Source organism: Pseudomonas sp. LBUM1655 (genome assembly GCF_059716085.1).
This window is the reverse complement of record NZ_CP166801.1, coordinates 2274755-2294810: the sequence shown is the minus strand read 5'-3', so window position 1 is coordinate 2294810 and position 20056 is coordinate 2274755. Positions and strand designations below refer to the sequence as shown.

22 protein-coding genes and 1 pseudogene are annotated in these 20056 nt (G+C 53.9%); 8 read left to right on the top strand and 15 right to left on the bottom strand.

Going from position 1 to position 20056, the window contains the following annotated elements:
- Positions 1–22: 22 nt before the first annotated feature.
- The 5 genes from pheS to thrS all read right to left on the bottom strand — a co-directional run bounded on the left by pheS (position 23) and on the right by thrS (position 4261).
- Positions 23–1039: a phenylalanine--tRNA ligase subunit alpha gene (gene pheS, locus ACA074_RS10270; RefSeq protein WP_003226365.1), complete on the bottom strand. Its 1017-nt coding sequence runs from the start codon at positions 1037–1039 to the stop codon at positions 23–25.
- A 109-nt stretch (positions 1040–1148) separates the two neighbouring features.
- Positions 1149–1505 carry a 50S ribosomal protein L20 gene (rplT, locus tag ACA074_RS10265; RefSeq protein ID WP_003219940.1) on the bottom strand — a complete coding sequence of 119 codons (357 nt, stop codon included), beginning with the start codon at positions 1503–1505 and terminating at the stop codon, positions 1149–1151.
- Positions 1506–1533: 28 nt separating this feature from the next.
- Positions 1534–1728, bottom strand: a complete 195-nt coding sequence (gene rpmI, locus ACA074_RS10260; protein WP_002553160.1) for a 50S ribosomal protein L35 — start codon at positions 1726–1728, stop codon at positions 1534–1536.
- Between the two features lie 59 nt (positions 1729–1787).
- The gene (gene infC / locus ACA074_RS10255) at positions 1788–2339 is read right to left on the bottom strand and encodes a translation initiation factor IF-3 (RefSeq protein WP_170827566.1); all 552 of its coding nucleotides are present in this window, start codon (positions 2337–2339) and stop codon (positions 1788–1790) included.
- Positions 2339–4261, bottom strand: a complete 1923-nt coding sequence (gene thrS, locus ACA074_RS10250; RefSeq protein ID WP_497678927.1) for a threonine--tRNA ligase — start codon at positions 4259–4261, stop codon at positions 2339–2341. Before thrS ends, infC begins: the two co-directional genes overlap by 1 nt.
- Positions 4262–4633: 372 nt before the next feature.
- Here thrS and ACA074_RS10245 point away from each other — a divergent pair, with 372 nt between their 5' ends.
- Together ACA074_RS10245 and ACA074_RS10240 are read left to right on the top strand one after the other, a co-directional pair.
- A complete protein-coding gene (locus tag ACA074_RS10245) occupies positions 4634–4936 on the top strand; it encodes a hypothetical protein (protein WP_497678926.1) in 303 nt (100 codons plus the stop codon).
- A gap of 288 nt (positions 4937–5224) precedes the next feature.
- Positions 5225–5437: a cold-shock protein gene (locus tag ACA074_RS10240; protein ID WP_003179963.1), complete on the top strand. Its 213-nt coding sequence runs from the start codon at positions 5225–5227 to the stop codon at positions 5435–5437.
- Between the two features lie 72 nt (positions 5438–5509).
- Here ACA074_RS10240 and ACA074_RS10235 read toward each other — a convergent pair whose 3' ends face one another.
- Together ACA074_RS10235 and ACA074_RS10230 are read right to left on the bottom strand one after the other, a co-directional pair.
- Entirely contained in the window at positions 5510–5827 is a 318-nt protein-coding gene (locus tag ACA074_RS10235) for an I78 family peptidase inhibitor (RefSeq protein WP_401271509.1), read from the bottom strand.
- Positions 5828–5995: 168 nt separating this feature from the next.
- Complete coding sequence (locus ACA074_RS10230) at positions 5996–6301, bottom strand: hypothetical protein (protein ID WP_489881451.1); 306 nt, start codon at positions 6299–6301, stop codon at positions 5996–5998.
- A gap of 132 nt (positions 6302–6433) precedes the next feature.
- On the opposite strand from ACA074_RS10230, the gene ACA074_RS10225 reads away from it, so the two are divergent.
- Positions 6434–6640, top strand: a complete 207-nt coding sequence (locus ACA074_RS10225) for a hypothetical protein (protein WP_401271515.1) — start codon at positions 6434–6436, stop codon at positions 6638–6640.
- Between the two features lie 35 nt (positions 6641–6675).
- On the opposite strand, the gene ACA074_RS10220 is transcribed toward ACA074_RS10225, so the two are convergent.
- From ACA074_RS10220 to ACA074_RS10185, 8 genes are all read right to left on the bottom strand, one after another.
- Positions 6676–7704 (bottom strand): nucleoside hydrolase, encoded by a 1029-nt coding sequence (locus ACA074_RS10220; RefSeq protein WP_123532934.1) that lies wholly within the window; start codon positions 7702–7704, stop codon positions 6676–6678.
- A gap of 31 nt (positions 7705–7735) precedes the next feature.
- Positions 7736–8140: a D-ribose pyranase gene (rbsD, locus tag ACA074_RS10215; protein WP_497617364.1), complete on the bottom strand. Its 405-nt coding sequence runs from the start codon at positions 8138–8140 to the stop codon at positions 7736–7738.
- Complete coding sequence (rbsK, locus tag ACA074_RS10210; RefSeq protein WP_497678925.1) at positions 8137–9054, bottom strand: ribokinase; 918 nt, start codon at positions 9052–9054, stop codon at positions 8137–8139. Before rbsK ends, rbsD begins: the two co-directional genes overlap by 4 nt.
- A 24-nt stretch (positions 9055–9078) precedes the next feature.
- A complete protein-coding gene (locus ACA074_RS10205; RefSeq protein ID WP_497617362.1) occupies positions 9079–10098 on the bottom strand; it encodes a LacI family DNA-binding transcriptional regulator in 1020 nt (339 codons plus the stop codon).
- A gap of 3 nt (positions 10099–10101) precedes the next feature.
- Positions 10102–11079, bottom strand: coding sequence for an ABC transporter permease (locus tag ACA074_RS10200; RefSeq protein WP_187676959.1), 978 nt, complete (start codon positions 11077–11079; stop codon positions 10102–10104).
- Positions 11076–12629 (bottom strand): sugar ABC transporter ATP-binding protein, encoded by a 1554-nt coding sequence (locus ACA074_RS10195; RefSeq protein WP_497678924.1) that lies wholly within the window; start codon positions 12627–12629, stop codon positions 11076–11078. The genes ACA074_RS10200 and ACA074_RS10195 overlap by 4 nt, the downstream gene beginning before the upstream one ends.
- A 56-nt stretch (positions 12630–12685) precedes the next feature.
- Positions 12686–13642 (bottom strand): sugar ABC transporter substrate-binding protein, encoded by a 957-nt coding sequence (locus tag ACA074_RS10190; RefSeq protein WP_187676957.1) that lies wholly within the window; start codon positions 13640–13642, stop codon positions 12686–12688.
- A 199-nt stretch (positions 13643–13841) separates the two neighbouring features.
- Positions 13842–14291, bottom strand: a complete 450-nt coding sequence (locus ACA074_RS10185) for a hypothetical protein (protein WP_401271529.1) — start codon at positions 14289–14291, stop codon at positions 13842–13844.
- Positions 14292–14640: 349 nt separating this feature from the next.
- Between ACA074_RS10185 and ACA074_RS10180 the strand changes: the two genes are divergently transcribed.
- The 5 genes and pseudogenes from ACA074_RS10180 (at position 14641) to ACA074_RS10160 (ending at position 20050) form a co-directional block, all read left to right on the top strand.
- Positions 14641–15729, top strand: coding sequence for an asparaginase (locus ACA074_RS10180; RefSeq protein WP_187676955.1), 1089 nt, complete (start codon positions 14641–14643; stop codon positions 15727–15729).
- Between the two features lie 198 nt (positions 15730–15927).
- Positions 15928–16197 carry a DUF1654 domain-containing protein gene (locus ACA074_RS10175; RefSeq protein ID WP_401271535.1) on the top strand — a complete coding sequence of 90 codons (270 nt, stop codon included), beginning with the start codon at positions 15928–15930 and terminating at the stop codon, positions 16195–16197.
- 4 nt (positions 16198–16201) lie between these two features.
- Positions 16202–16570: pseudogene (locus ACA074_RS10170) on the top strand (endonuclease); the annotation flags it as partial.
- Between the two features lie 95 nt (positions 16571–16665).
- Positions 16666–17811, top strand: a complete 1146-nt coding sequence (locus ACA074_RS10165) for a tyrosine-type recombinase/integrase (protein WP_497678923.1) — start codon at positions 16666–16668, stop codon at positions 17809–17811.
- On the top strand, positions 17804–20050 hold the full coding sequence (locus tag ACA074_RS10160; RefSeq protein WP_497678922.1) for a hypothetical protein: 2247 nt from the start codon (positions 17804–17806) through the stop codon (positions 20048–20050). The genes ACA074_RS10165 and ACA074_RS10160 overlap by 8 nt, the downstream gene beginning before the upstream one ends.
- Positions 20051–20056 lie beyond the last annotated feature (6 nt).

The window sequence follows — 20056 nt, the reverse complement described above, 5'->3', positions numbered from 1 at the left end:
CTCTCCTAAGAATTCGTTACGACTAGCGAAATTGCGCGAGGAACCGCAAGTCGTTGTCGAAGAACAGACGCAAGTCGTTCACGCCGTAACGGAGCATGGCCAGACGCTCGACGCCCATGCCGAAGGCAAAGCCGGAGAACTCTTCCGGATCGATACCAGACATGCGCAGCACGTTCGGGTGAACCATGCCGCAGCCCATCACTTCCAGCCAGCCAGTCTGCTTGCAGACACGGCAGCCTTTACCGCTGCACATCACGCATTCCATGTCGACTTCAGCGGACGGCTCGGTGAACGGGAAGTACGAAGGACGGAAGCGTACGGCCAGTTCTTTCTCGAAGAACACGCGCAGGAATTCTTCGATGGTGCCTTTGAGATCGGCAAAATTGATATCGCGATCAACCAGCAGGCCTTCGACCTGGTGGAACATCGGCGAGTGGGTGATATCGGAGTCGCTACGGTACACACGGCCTGGGCAGACAATGCGGATCGGCGGCTGTTTCGATTCCATGGTGCGGACCTGTACCGGCGAGGTATGGGTGCGCAGCAACATGTTTGCGTTGAAATAGAAGGTGTCGTGCATCGACCGGGCCGGGTGATGGCCTGGGATGTTGAGCGCTTCAAAGTTGTGATAGTCGTCTTCGACTTCGGGGCCTTCGGCGATGCCGTAGCCAATACGAGTAAAGAACTGTTCGACACGCTCCAGAGTCCGGGTAACCGGATGCAGACCACCGGAGGTCTGGCCACGGCCCGGCAACGTCACATCAATGGATTCGGCAGACAGTTTGGCAGCCAGTTCGGCTTCCTCAAACAGCGCCATGCGCGCATTGAGAACGCCTGTAACACGTTCCTTAGCAACGTTGATCAGCGCGCCGACTTGCGGACGCTCTTCTGCCGGCAAATTCCCCAGGGTCTTCATCACCTGAGTCAATTCACCCTTTTTGCCAAGGTATTGAACCCGGATTTGCTCCAGGGCATTGATATCTTCAGCGCTTTGCACAGCCTCTAGTGCTTGAGAGACCAGCGCATCCAGGTTTTCCATGTACAGACTCCAGATACAAAATAGGGGAAGAGCTTGAAGGCTCTTCCCCTATTTATGACGTTTAACACCTGACCCCACAGAGGTGAGGCCGGGTGACTGTCGGGGGTACTTAAGCCAAGGTGGCTTTAGCTTTCTCGACAATCGCAGCAAACGCCGCTTTTTCGTTCACTGCCAGATCAGCCAGAACCTTACGGTCGATCTCGATGGAAGCTTTTTTCAGGCCAGCGATGAAACGGCTGTAGGACAGACCGTTAACACGAGCACCAGCGTTGATACGAGCGATCCACAGAGCGCGGAACTGACGTTTTTTCTGACGACGGTCACGGTAGGCGTATTGGCCAGCCTTGATAACCGCTTGCTTGGCAACACGGAATACGCGGGAGCGTGCGCCGTAGTAGCCTTTAGCAAGTTTCAGAATTTTCTTGTGGCGCTTACGCGCCATGACGCCACGCTTTACACGAGCCATGAGTTACTTCCTCTATTCTTGACTAAAATTAACGAAGGCGCAGCATGCGCTCGACTTTTGCGACGTCCGACGGATGCAGCAAGCTGCTACCGCGCAGTTGACGCTTACGCTTGGTCGACATTTTAGTCAGGATGTGGCTCTTGAAAGCGTGCTTGTGCTTGATACCGTTAGCAGTTTTCAGAAACCGCTTAGCAGCACCACTTTTAGTTTTCATCTTTGGCATGTTCGGTACTCCGCATTCAGTTGATAAACATAATCAGAAGGCCTGCCGTGCCCTATTGATTACTTCTTCTTTTTCGGGGCGATGACCATGATCAGCTGGCGTCCTTCCATCTTAGGATGCTGTTCGACCGAACCGTACTCGAGCAGGTCAGCTTCAACCCGCTTGAGGAGTTCCATCCCCAGCTCCTGGTGGGCCATCTCACGGCCGCGGAATCGCAAGGATACCTTGGCCCTGTCCCCATCACTCAGGAAACGTACCAGGTTGCGCAGTTTTACCTGGTAATCCCCTTCCTCCGTCCCTGGACGAAACTTGATTTCTTTAACCTGAATCTGCTTCTGGTTTTTCTTGGCTGCGGCAACCTGCTTCTTCTTTTCGAAGATCGATTTGCCGTAGTCCATCAGTTTGCAAACAGGGGGTACTGCATCGGCGGAAATTTCCACCAAATCCAGTTTGGCCTCTTCAGCCTTAAGAAGCGCGTCTTCAATTGACACAATCCCAAGCTGTTCACCTTCAGCTCCAATTAACCGAACCTCGCGTGCCGAGATATTCTCGTTGATCGGGGCTTTCGGTGCAGCTCGTTTATCTTGTCTCATTTCACGCTTAATAGTAATTACTCCGAATCTGGGCGACCACGCCGGGAAACCGCTTGCGCGAGAAACTCAGCGAACTGGGCGACGGGCATCGAGCCCAGGTCAGCACCTTCACGAGTACGCACAGCGACAGTCTGCATCTCGACTTCCTTATCTCCGATAACCAAGAGAAAAGGAACCTTGAGCAAAGTATGCTCGCGGATTTTAAAGCCGATCTTTTCATTTCTCAAGTCGGACTTGGCACGAAATCCGCTTTCAGCGAGAGTTTTTTCAACTTCGGCGACGAAATCCGCCTGTTTATCAGTGATATTCATGATCACTGCCTGGGTTGGCGCCAGCCACGCAGGGAATGCACCTTCGTAATGCTCGATCAGGATTCCGACGAAACGCTCGAAGGATCCAAGGATCGCGCGGTGCAACATCACCGGGTGTTTGCGACTATTGTCTTCGGAGACGTATTCGGCGCCGAGACGGACAGGCAGGTTAAAATCGAGCTGCAAGGTACCACACTGCCACACACGACCGAGGCAATCTTTCAGCGAAAATTCGATCTTCGGACCGTAGAACGCACCCTCACCCGGCTGCAGATCGTACGGCAAGCCCGCAGAATCAAGGGCTGCAGCCAATGCAGCTTCGGCGCGATCCCACAGCTCGTCGGAACCGACGCGCTTTTCCGGACGAGTGGACAGTTTCATCTCGACATCGGTAAAGCCGAAGTCACGATATACGTCCATTGTCAGCTTGATGAACGCAGCGGATTCAGCCTGCATCTGCTCTTCTGTGCAGAAGATGTGGGCGTCGTCCTGAGTGAACGCGCGCACACGCATGATGCCGTGCAGCGCACCCGACGGCTCGTTACGGTGGCAGGCACCGAACTCTGCCAGACGCATCGGCAGCTCGCGGTAGCTCTTCAGGCCTTGATTGAACACCTGCACGTGGCAAGGGCAGTTCATCGGCTTGATCGCGTAGTCGCGGTTTTCCGACTGAGTGGTGAACATGTTGTCGGCGTAGTTGGCCCAGTGCCCGGATTTCTCCCACAGGCTGCGGTCAACCACTTGCGGCGTCTTGATCTCAAGGTAGCCGTTGTCATGCTGTACTTTGCGCATGTACTGCTCGAGCACCTGGTACAGAGTCCAGCCGTTCGGGTGCCAGAACACCATGCCCGGGGATTCTTCCTGAGTGTGGAACAGACCAAGGCGCTTGCCGATCTTGCGGTGATCGCGCTTCTCGGCTTCTTCGATGCGCTGAATGTAAGCCGCCAACTGCTTTTTATCCGCCCACGCAGTGCCGTAAACGCGCTGCAACTGCTCATTCTTGGCGTCGCCGCGCCAGTAGGCACCGGACAGCTTGGTCAGCTTGAAGGATTTCAGGAAGCGGGTGTTCGGCACATGCGGGCCGCGGCACATGTCGACATATTCTTCGTGATAGTACAGACCCATGGCCTGTTCATTCGGCATGTCCTCGACCAGACGCAGCTTGTAGTCTTCGCCGCGAGCCTTGAACACTTCGATCACTTCGGCACGCGGAGTGACTTTCTTGATGACGTCGTAATCTTTCTCGATCAGCTGCTGCATGCGCTGTTCGATGGCCGCCATGTCGTCCGGAGTAAAAGGACGCTCGAAGGCGATGTCGTAATAGAAGCCTTCATCGATGACCGGCCCGATCACCATTTTGGCAGTCGGGTAGAGCTGCTTGACCGCATGGCCAACCAGGTGGGCGCAAGAGTGGCGAATGATCTCCAGCCCCTCTTCATCCTTTGGCGTAATGATTTGCAGCGTAGCGTCGCTGTCGATGATGTCGCTGGCGTCGACCAACTGGCCATTGACCTTGCCGGCCAGAGTGGCCTTGGCCAGACCTGCACCAATGGATGCGGCGACCTCGGCTACGGAAACCGGGTGATCGAATGAACGTTGACTGCCGTCGGGAAGAGTAATAGTTGGCATGGCGCCTCCTCTCCTAGTGGTGACCCCTACCAAAGGTCACGTGGGTTGGGATGAGCCAGTACAAGATCCGATCCAGGCCATTCAATGACGAACGCCTGCCTTACAGCGGCAGGAGCCTTGCGGCCAACCGGAAAACCGAACCAGAGTGACTGGGATTCAAATCAGAATATTCGCACGTTGACCGCCGCCGGGACTGAAAGTCATCCGGAGCCTGAGAACGCTTGAGCCCGGCATGCTAGCACAGATGAGCGGTCACTTAATGCCTCTGTTTCACCAGAAGGCAAATCGTCCGCTTTTATGCCAGAGTGCTGAACTTGATGGGCCCTTATGCCCTCAGATAACAAGACATTGACCCACAAGGAGCATCCTCGCATGCGTCTGAATACCTTATTCGCCGTAGTCGCCCCCATTGTTCTGCTGCTGCCGCTGAGCGCCCATGCCGACTGGCCAAAGGGCGAGCGCGACAAATACATGGTCCAGTGCACCCAGGCGGCGACTCCGCAGATTGGCGCCGCCGCGGCCAAGTCTCACTGCGCCTGTGGCGCCGATGCCATCAAGTCTTACCCGGCCGGCGACATTCAAGCGCTGATGGACAACAAGGCCACCCCTGAACTGCAGCAGAAAGCGCTGGGCCAAATCGCCAAATGCAAGGCCAACGCTCCAGCGAAAAAGTAAGAAAAAATGTGATCTGACTCGACTCAACGCCGAAAAAAACGGCTGAATTTGAGCCTTTTCAGACGATTTATGCAGGTTTTACAGGTTTTTTTATTGTCTTTACTTTTCGCTAAAACCCTTTCAAACCGGGGCTTTCAGCCGAAACAGGCGGTAAAGAAAACACGACGGATTGGCAAACAGCACGTCCGGGGGGCTACCAAAGCGAACATTTCGACTATGATACCCGGGTGTGCCCAGTTGGCCTGAGCAGCACAGTACTGAAAAATATATGTTTCTTGGAGATACACCATGTCTAATCGCCAAACCGGCACCGTTAAGTGGTTCAACGATGAAAAAGGCTTCGGCTTCATCACTCCTCAAGGTGGCGGTGACGACCTGTTCGTACACTTCAAAGCTATCGAAAGCGACGGTTTCAAAAGCCTGAAAGAAGGCCAGACCGTTTCCTTCGTGGCTGAGAAAGGCCAAAAGGGTATGCAAGCTGCACAGGTTCGCCCAGAGTAATTTCTCGGCGCACTAAAAAAACCCCGTCCATGTGACGGGGTTTTTTATGCCTGACATAAAAGCTGCCAGCAATCAGCCGCAGTTGACGCGAGTAATCACCAGGTTGTTATCGGTATTGAGGTTCAAGCGATCCGAGCGGTATTCCAGGGTGATCATGTCATCTGGCTTGAGGAAACGGGCGTTTTGCGCACCGGCCTTGGCGCGAGCCTGCTCCAGCAACTCTGGCGAAGCTTTCTTGCCAATGGCGAATTCCGCCGCCGTTGCTTCACAGCGGCCATGACCAGCATCGGTCGCCACAGATTCCTTTGCCGACTCGCTGGAGGTCGTACTGCAACCGGCCAACATGGCAACGGCCATAAGTGCACCCAGTGACGCGAACTTCAAAGGCATGAAGCCTCCTTGTTTTCAAATTATTAAGCTGAGATCGTGCGACCGCCGTTCCGGCGTTTGGTTGCATGACAAATGCCATCACCCTGCCCCATGACCGGAAAAACGCCGAGTGTGCCTGAGCAGCACCCATCGCCTCATATCTCAATCGTGACTGAATATTAACGACGCTCAGTAGACGTCGATGTAGTCATATGGCGGATTCGGCCAATTCTCTTTTAGCGCGTTGAAGATCTGCATTACCCACACTTCATCACTGGCCGCGACATTACCCACATAACCCGAGCCCTTGGCCCAGGTTTCAAGACGAAACAACAGGCCGTCGATGTTTTGGCCGCCCGTCACCCCCGAAGAGATGTAGGCGATACCGCCCTTGGTCACACGCAGTTGCGTGTGCTTATCATCGCTGGCCGACGCCAGCAATTGACGTACTGCATCGAGGGCAAGGCCGTCAGGAGTACTCAAATCGATCTGCAAAGCACAATCCTTGGATAAGCCGGAAAAGACCAAGTGTCGCATAGCGCTCCGCTCATGCCTAAGTCGCAGTGCCAAACGCCCGACAAAATGGTTAACTCGACGCACAGACCTCCCGACTTTCCGAGCCTCATCATGACCAGCCTAAGCATCGAAGCCGACATCAAAGCCAAATGGGCCGACGGACACAGCTCCTACAGCCCGGGAACCACAGAAGAGTTGGCGCTGATTGGTATTGATCTGCTGGTCAAGGATCTGGGAACACAAGCGGCCCAGCATTTCATCCAGCAGATTTTCGAAAGGTACCCGACCGAGCAGGTCGAACAAGAGCCGGGAGAATAAAAAAACCCGCAGGCTGGCACCTGCGGGTCGCTCATTTACTTCAGGCGTTTCAGGCGTTCGGTCAACAGATCGAAGAAACCCTGGGCATCGCCATTTTCCACCCAGAAGGCATTCTTCGGTGCCTTGAGGCCGTCATACCAATCGACAATGGTCTGACCGAAAGTCGGGCCTTCACGACTATCAACCACGACATTCACCGAACGACCGGTGAAGAGTTCGGGCTTGAGCAGATAAGCCACGACGGTGGCGTCATGCACCGGGCCACCCGGAATGCCGTAGTGCTCCATATCGCCTTTGATGTATTCGTTAAGGATGTCGCCGACAATTTTGCTCGCGTTATTGTTGAGTGCGGCAATCTGCTTCAGGCGCGCATCGCTGGTGAGAATCTTGTGGGTCACATCCAGTGGCAGATAGGTCAGCTTCACGCCGCTCTTGAGCACCACTTCTGCAGCTTGCGGATCGGCAAACAGGTTGAATTCAGCCACCGGGGTGATGTTGCCACCATTGAAGTGCGCACCACCCATGATCACCACTTCCTTGATGCCCTGGACAATCTCCGGCTCCTGGATCAACGCCAGTGCCAGGTTGGTCTGCGGGCCGAGCATGGCGATGGTGATGCTGTGCGGCTTGGCTTTTTTCAGGGTGTCGATCAGATAATTGACCGCATTGCCTTCAGCCAGGCCTTTTTTCGGTTCGTGCACAGTGACACCCGACAGGCCTTCCTTGCCATGGATGTTCTCCGCGTAGATCGGCGTACGCATCAGCGGCTTCGGTGCGCCGGCATAGACGGGCACATCCTCGCGCCCCGCCCACTCGCGAGCCAGACGCGCGTTACGCGAAGTCTTGTCGAGGCGCACGTTGCCGGCCACAGTGGTCAGCGCACGAATGTTCAGCTCGTCCGGCGAGGCCAGCGCGAACAGCAAGGCGACCACGTCGTCGGCACCCGGGTCAGTGTCGATGATCAGGTCGATTTTTTCCGCCGCATGAGCGCCGGTTGCAGTTATCACTGACAAAAGCAGCAGACTCCGGATTAGTTGATGCAGTTTTTGAGCATAGCGTTGCATGGCGCATTCCTTGTGCATGAGAAATCGAAAGTTAGAACGTAACACCTGCCAACAAAACGATGTTGCAGTAAGGCTGACATTCGCCTGTACGAACAATCGCCCGTGCCTGTCGGCTGAGAACCTTGAATTGCTCGTGACTGAGTAGTTCTCGACGACCCAAGGCGCCCTCTTCATTCAACTCGTCCAGCGTGATCAGCGCTGTTGGCTGCTTGTCGAAGATCTCTTTGGCCAGCACATGACTTTCCACCTGCATTTCGCTGAGCACGACTTTCAGCGTGCTGACGAAATCGGGGACACCATGGGTCAGTGCCAGATCGATCAGTTCGACACCGGGCGGCACCGGCAATCCGGCATCACCAATGACCACCATGTCGCCATGACCCAGGGAGGCAATCAGCCGCGACAACGCAATGTTGAGCAATGGAGTCTTCTTCATGCGGGTTTAAACGCCTGTACGTCGGACATTGTTGGGATAGATGGCTGTGCACCGGCGCGAGTCACTGACAATGCGGCGGCAATCTGTCCGTAGCGAATCGCTTCGGCCTCGGACTTGCCAGCGGCCAGCGCAGCGGCGAAACCACCGACGAAAGTGTCCCCCGCCGCCGTGGTATCGACAGCTTTCACTTTCGGAGCGGGGAAATGCTCGAAACCTTTGCCGTTGGCGAATAACGAACCCTCGGCGCCGAGAGTGATGATGACTTTGCCAGCCCCCATCGCGATCAAATGACTCGCCGCGCTTTTCGCGGTGTCCAGCGAGTCGACCGGTAGGCCGCTCAACGCGGCAGCTTCGCTTTCATTGGGAATCAGATAATCGATGGCCGCGAACCAGTCGGCCGGCAATGGACGGCTGGCGGGTGCCGGATTGAGGATGACGGTCTTGCCCAGCGCATGTGCGCGTTTGAGCGCATGGCCCACCGTTGCATCCGGGATCTCGAGCTGGCAGATGACAACTTCAGCGGCCTGCAAAACCGGGTCGAACCGGTCGATCACCCCGGGCGTCGTTGCGCCGTTGGCTCCGGCGACAATCACAATAGCGTTCTGACTGTTGTCATCGACCACGATCAGCGCAACACCACTGGAATCCTCGACAACGCTCACCGCCTGGCAGTCAATCTGCTCAGCCAACAAGGCGTCACGCAGTTGCACGCCGTAATCGTCGTTGCCAACACAACCAACCATCGCCACTTGCGCGCCCAATCGCGCAGCAGCCACGGCCTGATTGGCGCCCTTGCCACCAGATACGGTGGTAAACGAATGACCGATCAGTGTTTCTCCACCCCGGGGCAACCGTGGCGCCCGGGTCACCAGGTCCATGTTCAGGCTGCCTATTACCACTACATTTGCTGGCATACATCATTACTCGTCAATTCGGTTTCAGCGGTATTCGGTGAACACGCCGGACAGCGGCGCGGTCGACTCGCGCAAGACAATACTCGGGGTCACGATTCGTTGATCAGTGCCCAGACTCGGGGTAGCAATCCTTCGCAGCAACACTTCGGCCGCCATCTCGCCCAGTTGCAGGATCGACTGGCCGACGGTGGTCAGCGCCGGGTAAACGTAACGACTCATCTGGATATCGTCGAAACCGATCACCGATAGCTCGGTCGGCACCCGCACGTTGCGTTCTGCCGCTGCGCGCAACACACCGATACCGATCATGTCGTTACCGGCAAAAATCGCACTCGGCGGATTCTTTTCGAGCAGGACCGCCGCTGCGTTGTAACCCCCAGTGCTGGTGAAATCGCTTTCCAGCATGCGCGCCGGGCGTACTTCTATACCCGCCTCTTTCAGCGCACGGCAATATCCGGCTTGGCGCATCTGCGCAACGCTAGTGCTCGCCGGGCCGCCGATAGTCGCTATGTCGCGATGACCAAGCTCCAGCAGATGCCGGGTGGCGAGGTAAGCGCCGTATTCATGATCGATACGTACCAGATCCGCATCCACGCCATCCAGGCCACGGTCGACAATCACCATCGGCGTCTTCACACCGGCCAGCCCTTGCGCCAGGCCACTGTCACCACCGGCTGAGGCGACGATCAGACCATCGATGCGTTTCTCCAGCAGAACACGTAAATAGCTGCGCTGTTTCTCGGGGTTGTCATCGGAGTTGCAGAGAATCACGCAGTAGCCATTACGCTCACAGTAATCCTCAATGCCCCGCGCCAGCTCGGCAAAGTACGGGTTGAGACTGTTGGGCACCAAGAGGCCAATAGTTGCAGTGGTCTTGGCTTTCAGCGAACGCGCCACCGCGCTCGGCACATAGTCGAGGGTCTTGATGGCCGCTTCGACTTTCAGCCGCACCTCCTGACTGACCGGGCGGGTGTTGTTCACCACATGAGACACGGTCGTATAGGAAATTCCCGCGAGCGCCGCTACATCCTTGATCGTCGCCATGTCTCAGCCCCGCCGACTGGCGCGCTGGCTGCGATAAGTATCGAGCACTACCGCAATGACAATCACTGCACCGGTGATGATGCGCTTGGTCGGTTCAGTTGCGCCAATCTGCGCGAGCCCGGCCGCCAGCACCGAAATGATCAATACGCCAAAGAACGTGCTGATTACCGAACCCCGGCCGCCCATCAGACTGGTGCCACCGATCACTACAGCGGCAATCACTTGCAGTTCCAGACCGGAACCGGCATTCGGGTCAGCCGCTTCCAGGCGGGAGATCTGAAACAGTGCGGCGACACCGGCCAGCAGGCCCATCAGGCTGAATACCAGAATCTTGTAGGGCTTCGGGTTGATGCCCGCCAGACGCACCGCCTCTTCGTTGGTGCCGATGCCGATCAGGTAACGGCCGAACACGGTGCGCGTCAAAACCGCTTGTGCAATAAAGATCACCAGCAGGGCAATGATGAACGACGGCGAGATGCCGAAAGCGATCGGGTTCGACAGCCAGGCAAAGGAATCACCGATATAAGCCGTGCGCGAGCCAGTCATCTGATACGCCAGACCGCGGGCCATTTCCAGCACACCGAGGGAAACGATGAACGATGGAATCCGCCAGGCCACAGTGATCGAACCGGTAATGGTGCCGGCCAATGCCGCTACCGCCATACCGAGCAACGCCGAGGGCAAGACGCTCCAGCCCCAGCCGAGCATGGCGACGCTGACCGTCGATGCCGCCAGCGCCAGCACCGAGCCCACCGAAAGGTCGATGCCACCGATGATCAGCACGAAGGTCATGCCGACCGCCAGCACCATCAGATCGGGGATCTGGTTGGCCAGCGTACTGAAGGTGTTATAGGACAAAAAGTGGCTGCTCAAGACCGAGAACAGCGCGATCATCGCCAGCAAGGCACCGGCCAGACCCAGATAGGTACCCAGTCCGTAAAAATTGCCACTACGTTTGCCGGCAGGAGATGCAGTTTTCATGGGAGATCCCTAGGCGCTGCTTCGTTGAGCAACGCATCACGTTTTTGGTAGCCGGCGAACGCGGCGGCAAGCAAATCATCCTGGGTCCAGCTGTCGCGCTCGAAGGTGTCGATCAGACGCCCTGCCGACAGCACGCCGATCCGGTCGCAGATCAGCATCAATTCACGCAGGTCACTGGACACCACCACCAGCGCTTTACCCTGGCGAGTCAGTTCCCCGAGCAAGGCATAAATGTCGAACTTGGCACCGACGTCGATACCGCGCGTGGGCTCGTCGAACAACAGCACCGAACAATCGCGTTCCAGCCAACGGCCAATCACGACCTTCTGCTGGTTGCCGCCGGACAGCTCTGACACCAGCTGTGTCGGGCTGGAACTGCGGATGCGCATGGCGGCAATCTGACGTTGCGCCAACGAGATCTCGTCGCCGTTATTGACGAAACCACCGCTGGAAATTTCCGGCATGTTGCCCAAGGCGATGTTGGCGCTGATTGACTGACTGAGCAGCAGGCCTTCGCCCTTGCGGTCCTCGGTGATCAACGCAATGCCATTACGTACAGCATCGACAGGTGATCGTACGCTCACCACTTGAGCAGGCGAACCCAATGCGATCGTGCCACTGTCGGCGACATCGGCACCGAAGATCAAACGCAGCAGTTCTGTGCGCCCCGCTCCAATCAGCCCGGAAATCCCGAAGATCTCCCCGGCGCGCACTTCGAACGAGACATCGCGCACTTTGTCTGAGCGAGTCAGGCCGTTGACCGTCAACGCCGGAGCGCCAATCTTGCGCGGTCCCAAATCGATGTGTTCGCCCAGCTCCCGGCCGACCATCAGCGTGACCAACTGTTCGCTGTTGTAATTGGCCATCGGCTCGACGCAGACCAGATTTCCGTCGCGCAGCACGGCAATGCGCTGGGCGACTCGCGCCAGCTCTTCAAGACGGTGGGAAATGTAAATGATCGAGACGCCGCGAGCCTGCAATCGGGTGATCTGCTCGAAGAGCATTTCGACTTCGCGCGCGGTGAGCATCGCGGTCGGCTCATCAAGAATCAGCACATGGCAATCGCCGATCAGGTTGCGAGCGATTTCGACCATCTGCTGATGCCCGATGCCCAACTCGCCGACCAGTGTGTCCGGATCGATCGCGTCGAGCCCAACCTGGGCCATGGCCTCGATCGCTGCTTTTCGCAATTGCTTGCGGCTGATCCAGCCACCGTTACTCGGCAGGTTGTCGAGGAACAGGTTCTCCGCTACCGACAGCGTCGGCAGCAGATTGAGTTCTTGCATGACCATGCGCACGCCAAGATCTTCAGCCTGGGTACGGCTGCCCGGACGATACTCCTTGCCCTGAAATTGCATCTGGCCAGTGGTCGGCGTGACCAGACCACCAATGATCTTCGAAAGCGTGCTTTTACCGGCACCATTCTCGCCGGTCAGCGCCAGCACTTCACCGCGCATCAGCGTCAAATCGATGCCGGCAAGCACCGGTTGCGCATAGGTCTTACCGATACCGCTGACCGAGAGGACAGCGTTCGGGGCGGAAACTGACATAAAAAATCTCCATGCGCTCGCCCGGACGGACGAGCGCCATTGTGTCGCCAGAGGACTTACTTGGTGACCAGCTCGACCGGCGTTTCAATCACGCCATTGGCACCGCTGTCGACCTTCTCGCCCTTGATGATTTTCAGCGCAGTCTCGATGCCGAATACGGCTTGTTTCGCGGCATATTGATCGGCAGTCGCCAGTACGCGACCGTCCTTCAACATTGGCTTGATCGCGTTGATGTTGTCGTAGCCGACAACCTGCACCTGACCAGCCTTGCCAGCGGCCCGCACGGCGGAAACGGCACCGACAGCCATGCTGTCGTTGCCTGCCAGCAATGCTTTGACATCCGGGTATTCGCTGAGAATCGAAGCGGCTACCTTGTTGCCTTTGTCGATCTCCCAGTCACCGGACTGCAGGGACACAACCTTGATCTGCGCCGCTTCCATCGCATCCTTGAAGCCAGCGGTACGCTGCTGAGCGTTGGTCGTCGTGGACACACCCTCAATGATGCCGACTTCGTCACCAGCCTTGAGCTGTTTGGCCAGGTACTCACCAACCAGACGCGCACCTTTGCGGTTATCCGGGCCTACGAATGGCACGCTGATATTTTTGCTTTTGACGATTTGCGGATCGAGCTGGTTGTCGATGTTGATCACGGTAATACCGGCATCAACGGCTTTCTTGATCACCGGCACCATGGCCTTGGAGTCAGAAGGCGCGATGACCAGGGCGTTGACCTTGGCCAGAATCATTTGCTCGACGATGCGAGTCTGGCCTGCTGTGTCGGTTTCGTCCTTGATGCCGTTGGAGATCAGGTCGAATTCGGCAGAGTGTTCTTTCTGGTAGGCCTTGGCGCCATCTTCCATGGTCAGGAAGAATTCGTTGGCCAGAGATTTCATGACCAGCGCGACTTTTGGTTTTTCCGGGGATTCGGCGAACGCCGAAGAGACAGGCAGTGCAGCGGCTGTGGCAGCCAGCATAGCGACAGCAAGAAGACGTCCAGCGAATGGCAGCTTCATGGGTTCACTCCGATCTTATGATTATTGTGAGCAACGCTTGCGCTGGCGTAAGCTACGTCACTTTCGCCGACGGCATAGTTCATCGGGAAAGCCGCGCAAACGTTTGCGTAGACCGAACTATGCGAATCCCGCCGACATTTGTCAACAATCAGAAATCGTCATTTATTGTAGGGCGATTCTTCTGACCGCCCCGCGATGCTTATGCCGTGGTATTGACCAGGCCGCCGCTGCTGCTGGAGTCCTTGGCCATTTCCTTGACCAATGCATTGGTGACTTCCGACAGCGCGCTGTTGGTGTCCGCGATTTGCCCCTGCATGGACATGACCACCTGCGCCTTGGCTTCGGGTGTCGGATAGCTCGCCGCCTGTGCCGCAGCCAATTGCTGCTGCTGCTCCTGAAGCTGCTTTTGCAATTCCTGCATCCGCTTCAGCAGCATTTTGACGGTGATACTCAGGTTATCGCCGCTTTCGGCCTTACTTTCTTCCTGGGCAGCACCACCGGTTCTGACTTGATTGCCATCATCTTTATCAGCACCTGACGCCTCGGCGGCAGCGTTCTCTTCCGCCTCACTCAGTGCACTGATTGTGGCTGCGGTTTTGCCGCCGATGGTGACTGCGCCAGGGTTTGAAAAACCGACTGTAAGTGACATGTGAACTCCCTAGAAATTTAGTGCCCTTGAACACGCATCGGCCTGCGCGATGGATTCTTTAGCAGAAAACCCGATACCGACAACCCGATTCGTTCGACAGACGCGGTAGTCCTTTTCGGAGAGCCGAACGTGAAAGCGTGCATTGTTCGGAAACCCGGATAAACGAATCAACAGTGAATTTTACAGATCACAAAATATTGTTTTAAATCATAAGGTTAAACATTTCTCTGACGCAAAGTACGGCTGGTACAGATCCTGCTCCCTTCACCGCACCCGGGCATTCAGATCGGCTCGGGGTGAATCTAGATGAACCTGCATCAGCACCGTCTCACTACTAGAGAGAAAAATAATGAAATCTGCTTTCAACACCTTCGTTCCGGGCGCTTTGGCCCTCCTCCTGCTCCTGCCTGCCGCCCTTCAGGCAAAAGAAGTCGAAACCCAGACCAAACTCGCCAACGTCGTGGTTCTCGCCACTGGCGGCACCATCGCCGGGGCCGGGGCCAGCGCAGCCAACAGCGCGACTTATCAGGCCGCCAAAGTCGGTGTCGAGCAATTGATTGCCGGCATTCCTGAACTGAGCAAACTGGCCAATGTGCGTGGCGAACAAGTCATGCAGATCGCCTCGGAAAGCATCACCAACGACAACCTGCTGCAACTGGGTCGTCGTGTCTCCGAACTGGCAGACAGCAAAGACGTCGACGGCATCGTCATCACCCACGGCACCGACACCCTGGAAGAGACCGCCTACTTCCTGAACCTGGTCGAGAAGACCGACAAGCCGATCATTGTTGTCGGCTCCATGCGTCCGGGCACCGCCATGTCGGCGGACGGCATGCTCAACCTGTACAACGCCGTGGCCGTGGCCAGCAGCAAGGAGGCTCGCGGCAAAGGCGTCCTGGTGACCATGAACGATGAAATCCAGTCCGGTCGCGACGTCAGCAAAACGATCAACATAAAGACCGAGGCATTCAAAAGTGCCTGGGGCCCGCTGGGCATGGTGGTTGAAGGCAAATCCTACTGGTTCCGCATGCCGGCCAAGCGTCACACCATGGATTCGGAATTCGACATCAAAAACATCAAGAGCCTTCCTGACGTAGAAATCGCCTATTCCTACGGCAACGTGAGCGATACCGCCTACAAGGCACTCGCCCAATCCGGCGCCAAAGCCATTATCCACGCCGGTACCGGCAACGGCTCGGTGTCCTCCCGCGTGGTTCCATCCCTGCAGGCACTGCGCAAGGATGGCGTGCAAATCATCCGCTCTTCCCACGTCAACGCTGGCGGCTTCGTTCTGCGCAACGCCGAACAGCCTGACGACAAGTACGACTGGGTCGTTGCTCACGACCTGAATCCGCAAAAAGCCCGCATTCTGGCGATGGTTGCACTGACCAAAACCAACGACAGCAAAGAGCTGCAAAGGATGTTCTGGGAATACTGATTGACCTTCGCCCGATCAACTCTCGGTCGGGCAACCTTCGCACCACTCGCCTCTTCGGCGAGCGGTGCGTCGCCTACAGCACTCAAGCATTTTTCTCACAAAAAAACCGACAGAACTCACACCAAAGTCAGAAAACCGCTGTCAGAGGATTTTCTTGAATTTTAAGCAGTTGCGAAAACGCCTACAGTTAAATACTGTATGCACGTACAGCTTAATAAGGATAACCTCGTGGCCACCTCCTCTGATGCTCCTGACGCTTATGAACGCATGGGTATGCGCGTTCAAAAAATCATCAACTCCCCTACCGCACAAAAAGCCAAAGCCGCACTGATCTTCCGCTTGCCGGATGAGCCGATGGATAAATGGGAACAGCTGCTCGAGGAAATCGACGAGAACGACAACGTCACCCTCGCCTACCGCGACGATGGCGGCGTGCAGATTTTTTGGGTTGTGCCGAAGGAAGATTGATTCAATGATTGTCCGCTGTTTTGCTTTGCTGTTGCTGTTCATCGCCACGGGCGCCCAGGCGGGTGCACCTCGTACATTCACGGAAGCCAAGAAGGTTGCCTGGAAGTTATATGCACCGCAGTCCACCGAGTTTTATTGCGGGTGCAAATACACCGGCAACAAGGTCGATCTGAAAGCTTGCGGTTACGTACCACGCAAAAATGCCAAGCGTGCTTCGCGCATCGAGTGGGAGCATATCGTACCGGCCTGGCAGTTCGGCCATCAGCGCCAATGCTGGCAGGAAGGTGGACGCAAGAATTGCACACGTTACGATCCAGGCTATCAGAAGGCCGAGGCCGACCTGCACAACCTGGTGCCGAGTATTGGCGAGGTTTATCTAAGAGCGGCTTAGGAACGCACATTTGTTGACAAACATTAGCTCTCACCTACGCTTCAGGATGTCGTCGATTAGGTTGAGAGATCCAGTCAATGAAGGTGCGCAAGGTTGATCAGATCGAATGGTCAGGCATAGGACTCAGTTCCTGGACGGTCACGAAGCCCGGCCCACTGACCGAGACCTCAATAATTCTTGCTCCCACCCTCTATCTTTTGAGCCGTGCTCAAATTGGCAAAGAAGATAATTCTCAAAAGGCTAACGCCGAGGATATTCGTGCTTTTTTTGAGTACCTCGAGAGAAAAAATCTTGACTGGAGAAATCTTTACGATGAAGAAATCACAAGATATATTCATGAAGATTTAATATTGGCCAAACGAGTTGGCGAATCAACGATTGAGCGACACATTTCCACATTGAAAGGTTTTTTTCAGTTTGGCTGGAAATCCGGACTAATCGACTCCCCTCCAAATTTCACATACAACTACAAAAAACAAAAAACTACAGCCCAAGGCGATAGTTCAAACGCGCCAAACTTCAACCTTCGCTCTAAATACATAAACCACCTATTAATCAATATAATAATGAGTGGGGTAGTAGCAAAGTCATCATTCATCAGAGAGCGCGACGAACTAGTTATCTCCCTTGGATACTATTGCGGCTTACGCTCTAGCGAAGTTACTGACAAAAGAAACCTAAGCACAAAGACCTTAAGAAAACTATTAGAAGAAGCCGAAAAAAACAAAACCAACTCCATCATCATAAAAATTTTCGGAAAGGGAAATAAACATAGAAATGTTGACGTACCTCCGAAACTAGCACAGCGCATTAAGTGGTTTCTCAACGGAAGGCGAGCAAAAATACCAGATGGTCATCTTATTTGCTCAACCAGAGGAGAGACTTTAGGAAAGGCCCATGCAACTAATGCATTTAAGAGAGCAATCCGCTCGATCGCCCCTGAAGCCCACCACTTACTTGAAAAAAAACCAGAGACTGATCAATTCACCTATTACATTGACGAAGCTTCTTATTCCGCCCTTACATTCCACTGCCTGCGCCATACCTACGCAACCAACTTAGTAGACTTTTGCTACAAGCATGGAATAGATCCATGGCAGCACGTTCCAGAACAAATGGGGCACAATAAAAAATTGACGACAAAATCCTACATAATATTCGAAGCAATGATCCACCGACGCGAACGTGTACTGAAAGCACTGGAGGAAGAGTATTGTGAATAAGCCATACTTTCCAGTGGATAGCGGTGCAAAGCTGAATGCCGAAACAAATAGTGGTTACGATATAGCGAAATATTATCCTATCGACTATTCACAAAAACGTGCCTATGTAATTGGCAATAGTGGCAAAAATGCAAAACCCAAGCTATATGAACTAACCTGCCCTGCCGAGTACTCACAAACACCCTTATGTATCGCGCTCATAAATCACCTCAATCAAACCCAAACCGATGATACGCGATCGAACTATGCAAAATATAGAATGATTGCCCGTTTCTTTGAATGGCTCAGCGAAAAATCATTCCCCACGTCTGAACTACCTGCGGACATTATTAAAAAATACTCCGACCACCTACAAGAAAACGATGCCAAACAATCAACTCAATGTGAGTACATTGCAAAATTAAGGGTCTACATAAACTGGGGCATGAACAGCATGTATTCGGGCCCCAATCACACAATTGAACTCCTTGAGCTCACCAAAATCTACGCTTTCATACCTTCGATCCCTAATCGCCGCGAAAGCACCCACGAAAGTTTGAGTCAAATAACAGAGTGCAGCTGCCACGACGAGCTATTACTAATTCGCTCTGTAATTCGATTTTGCTGCTTTTTTCTAAAGATGCTAAATGACTTCAGAACGACTCTTCTCGAAAGTCCAAACGTTCAGAAGAGTCTTAAATCACTATTAGACTCCTGTAAAGGAGACACGGAAAAACTAAGATGGGCTACGAAAAATACAAAATTCAAGACACTATACAAGTCGATTACTTATGCAATATTAGAGTCGAGTGACATAAGACTAAAAGAATACTTTCTCTCCAATAGAAAAAGCTTTGTAGAAAATTTAAAAATAAGCGCACAGCCACTAACGCTCAGCGACGCCAACACCTACATTAAAAACGGACTGACTTCAAAAGGAAATCTAGAATATGCGAATCCACTGTGGCCAGCACCTCTTCTATTCACAAATCTTGATTTCCTATTCTTAATAAAGCCAACCCCTTCCGAAGAAATTTGCATGTCTTGGCTTCTAGCCGCCGATAGAGTACAGCTATCGGGGATTGAGTCACTGCAAATGCACGACATACTAATCACCTCAAGCTCTGCTTCCGTAGCACATATAAAACGCAGAAGTAGCGAAATCCACAAAGAAACTCTTCATCACAGACATGACACATTGCAATATAGGTCACTTGCAAAATATTTCAGTACACGCCAATCATACTTGAATCTTTTCCCACATGCCGGCAACCATGTTTTTGACAACGCGAGCTGCGCCTCCCTACAAGTTTTAGACAGCGATATTTTTAGACCTATAATTGTCGCAGCCCTTCCACACACAACCCTTTATAAGTCGATGAAATCTGAGCACTCAGAGATCACAGCATTTGCGGAAATAATCGAAAATGTCGCAAAAAACAACTCGATACTTCAGGAGAAATCCGCAATCGCCACTGCAATTCGAACGGATCGTAACTCTAATAAAGACTCTATCAAAAGACTTGAAACCATAAAACAAAAAATCGCCTTTAACCATATACGGCGACAATCAATAACGGCTAATAAAATTGGCCAGTCTCGCGCCATACTAGATGACTACCCCGCCAAATTAGAAACGGACACCAGAAATCAGAATATTCCTCTTCCTACATCTAGCGATCAAAACTATGACAAATACTCACAACAAGTTGTAGGTGCTGAAGCCACCTCTCACACTCTGGATGTAAAGCAAAAAACTTATCTCAATAGGAGCGCGACTAAATACCGCTGGGACAAAAGAGCCAGTTTCGCCAGCGCAGCAGGTAGCCTCATGGAGGCAGACGCTCGAAAAATCACTCAGCTTCGAGACGCTAACAAATATATAACAATCGACGAGTTACAAATCGAACTGGGATGGAAAAAAGACCTTCTAAAGTCTAATGACATCGAAGAGTTTGATGCCGTTATTGAAAAACTGCAGAAAGAGGGCTGGGCAGTTACTCCATTCGGAGAGCTTGAGATGAACGGCCATCGAATAATTATTGTTTCTCCAGTTGAGGCTGCGCTGCTAATTACTTACCGCATCGCATGCAATAAAAGACTTGAAGAGCTTTCAGAATACGAAACTGATCGTGGTAGCGCTTTGGTAATGCAAATTGCTTATATCGAGGCCGTACTGGAAAAATTTGACCGAAAGACAATACTTGAGGGGGAAAAGATCGTGAGTGACTATGATTTACCTTTACCAATTATCCGATAAGGCCCT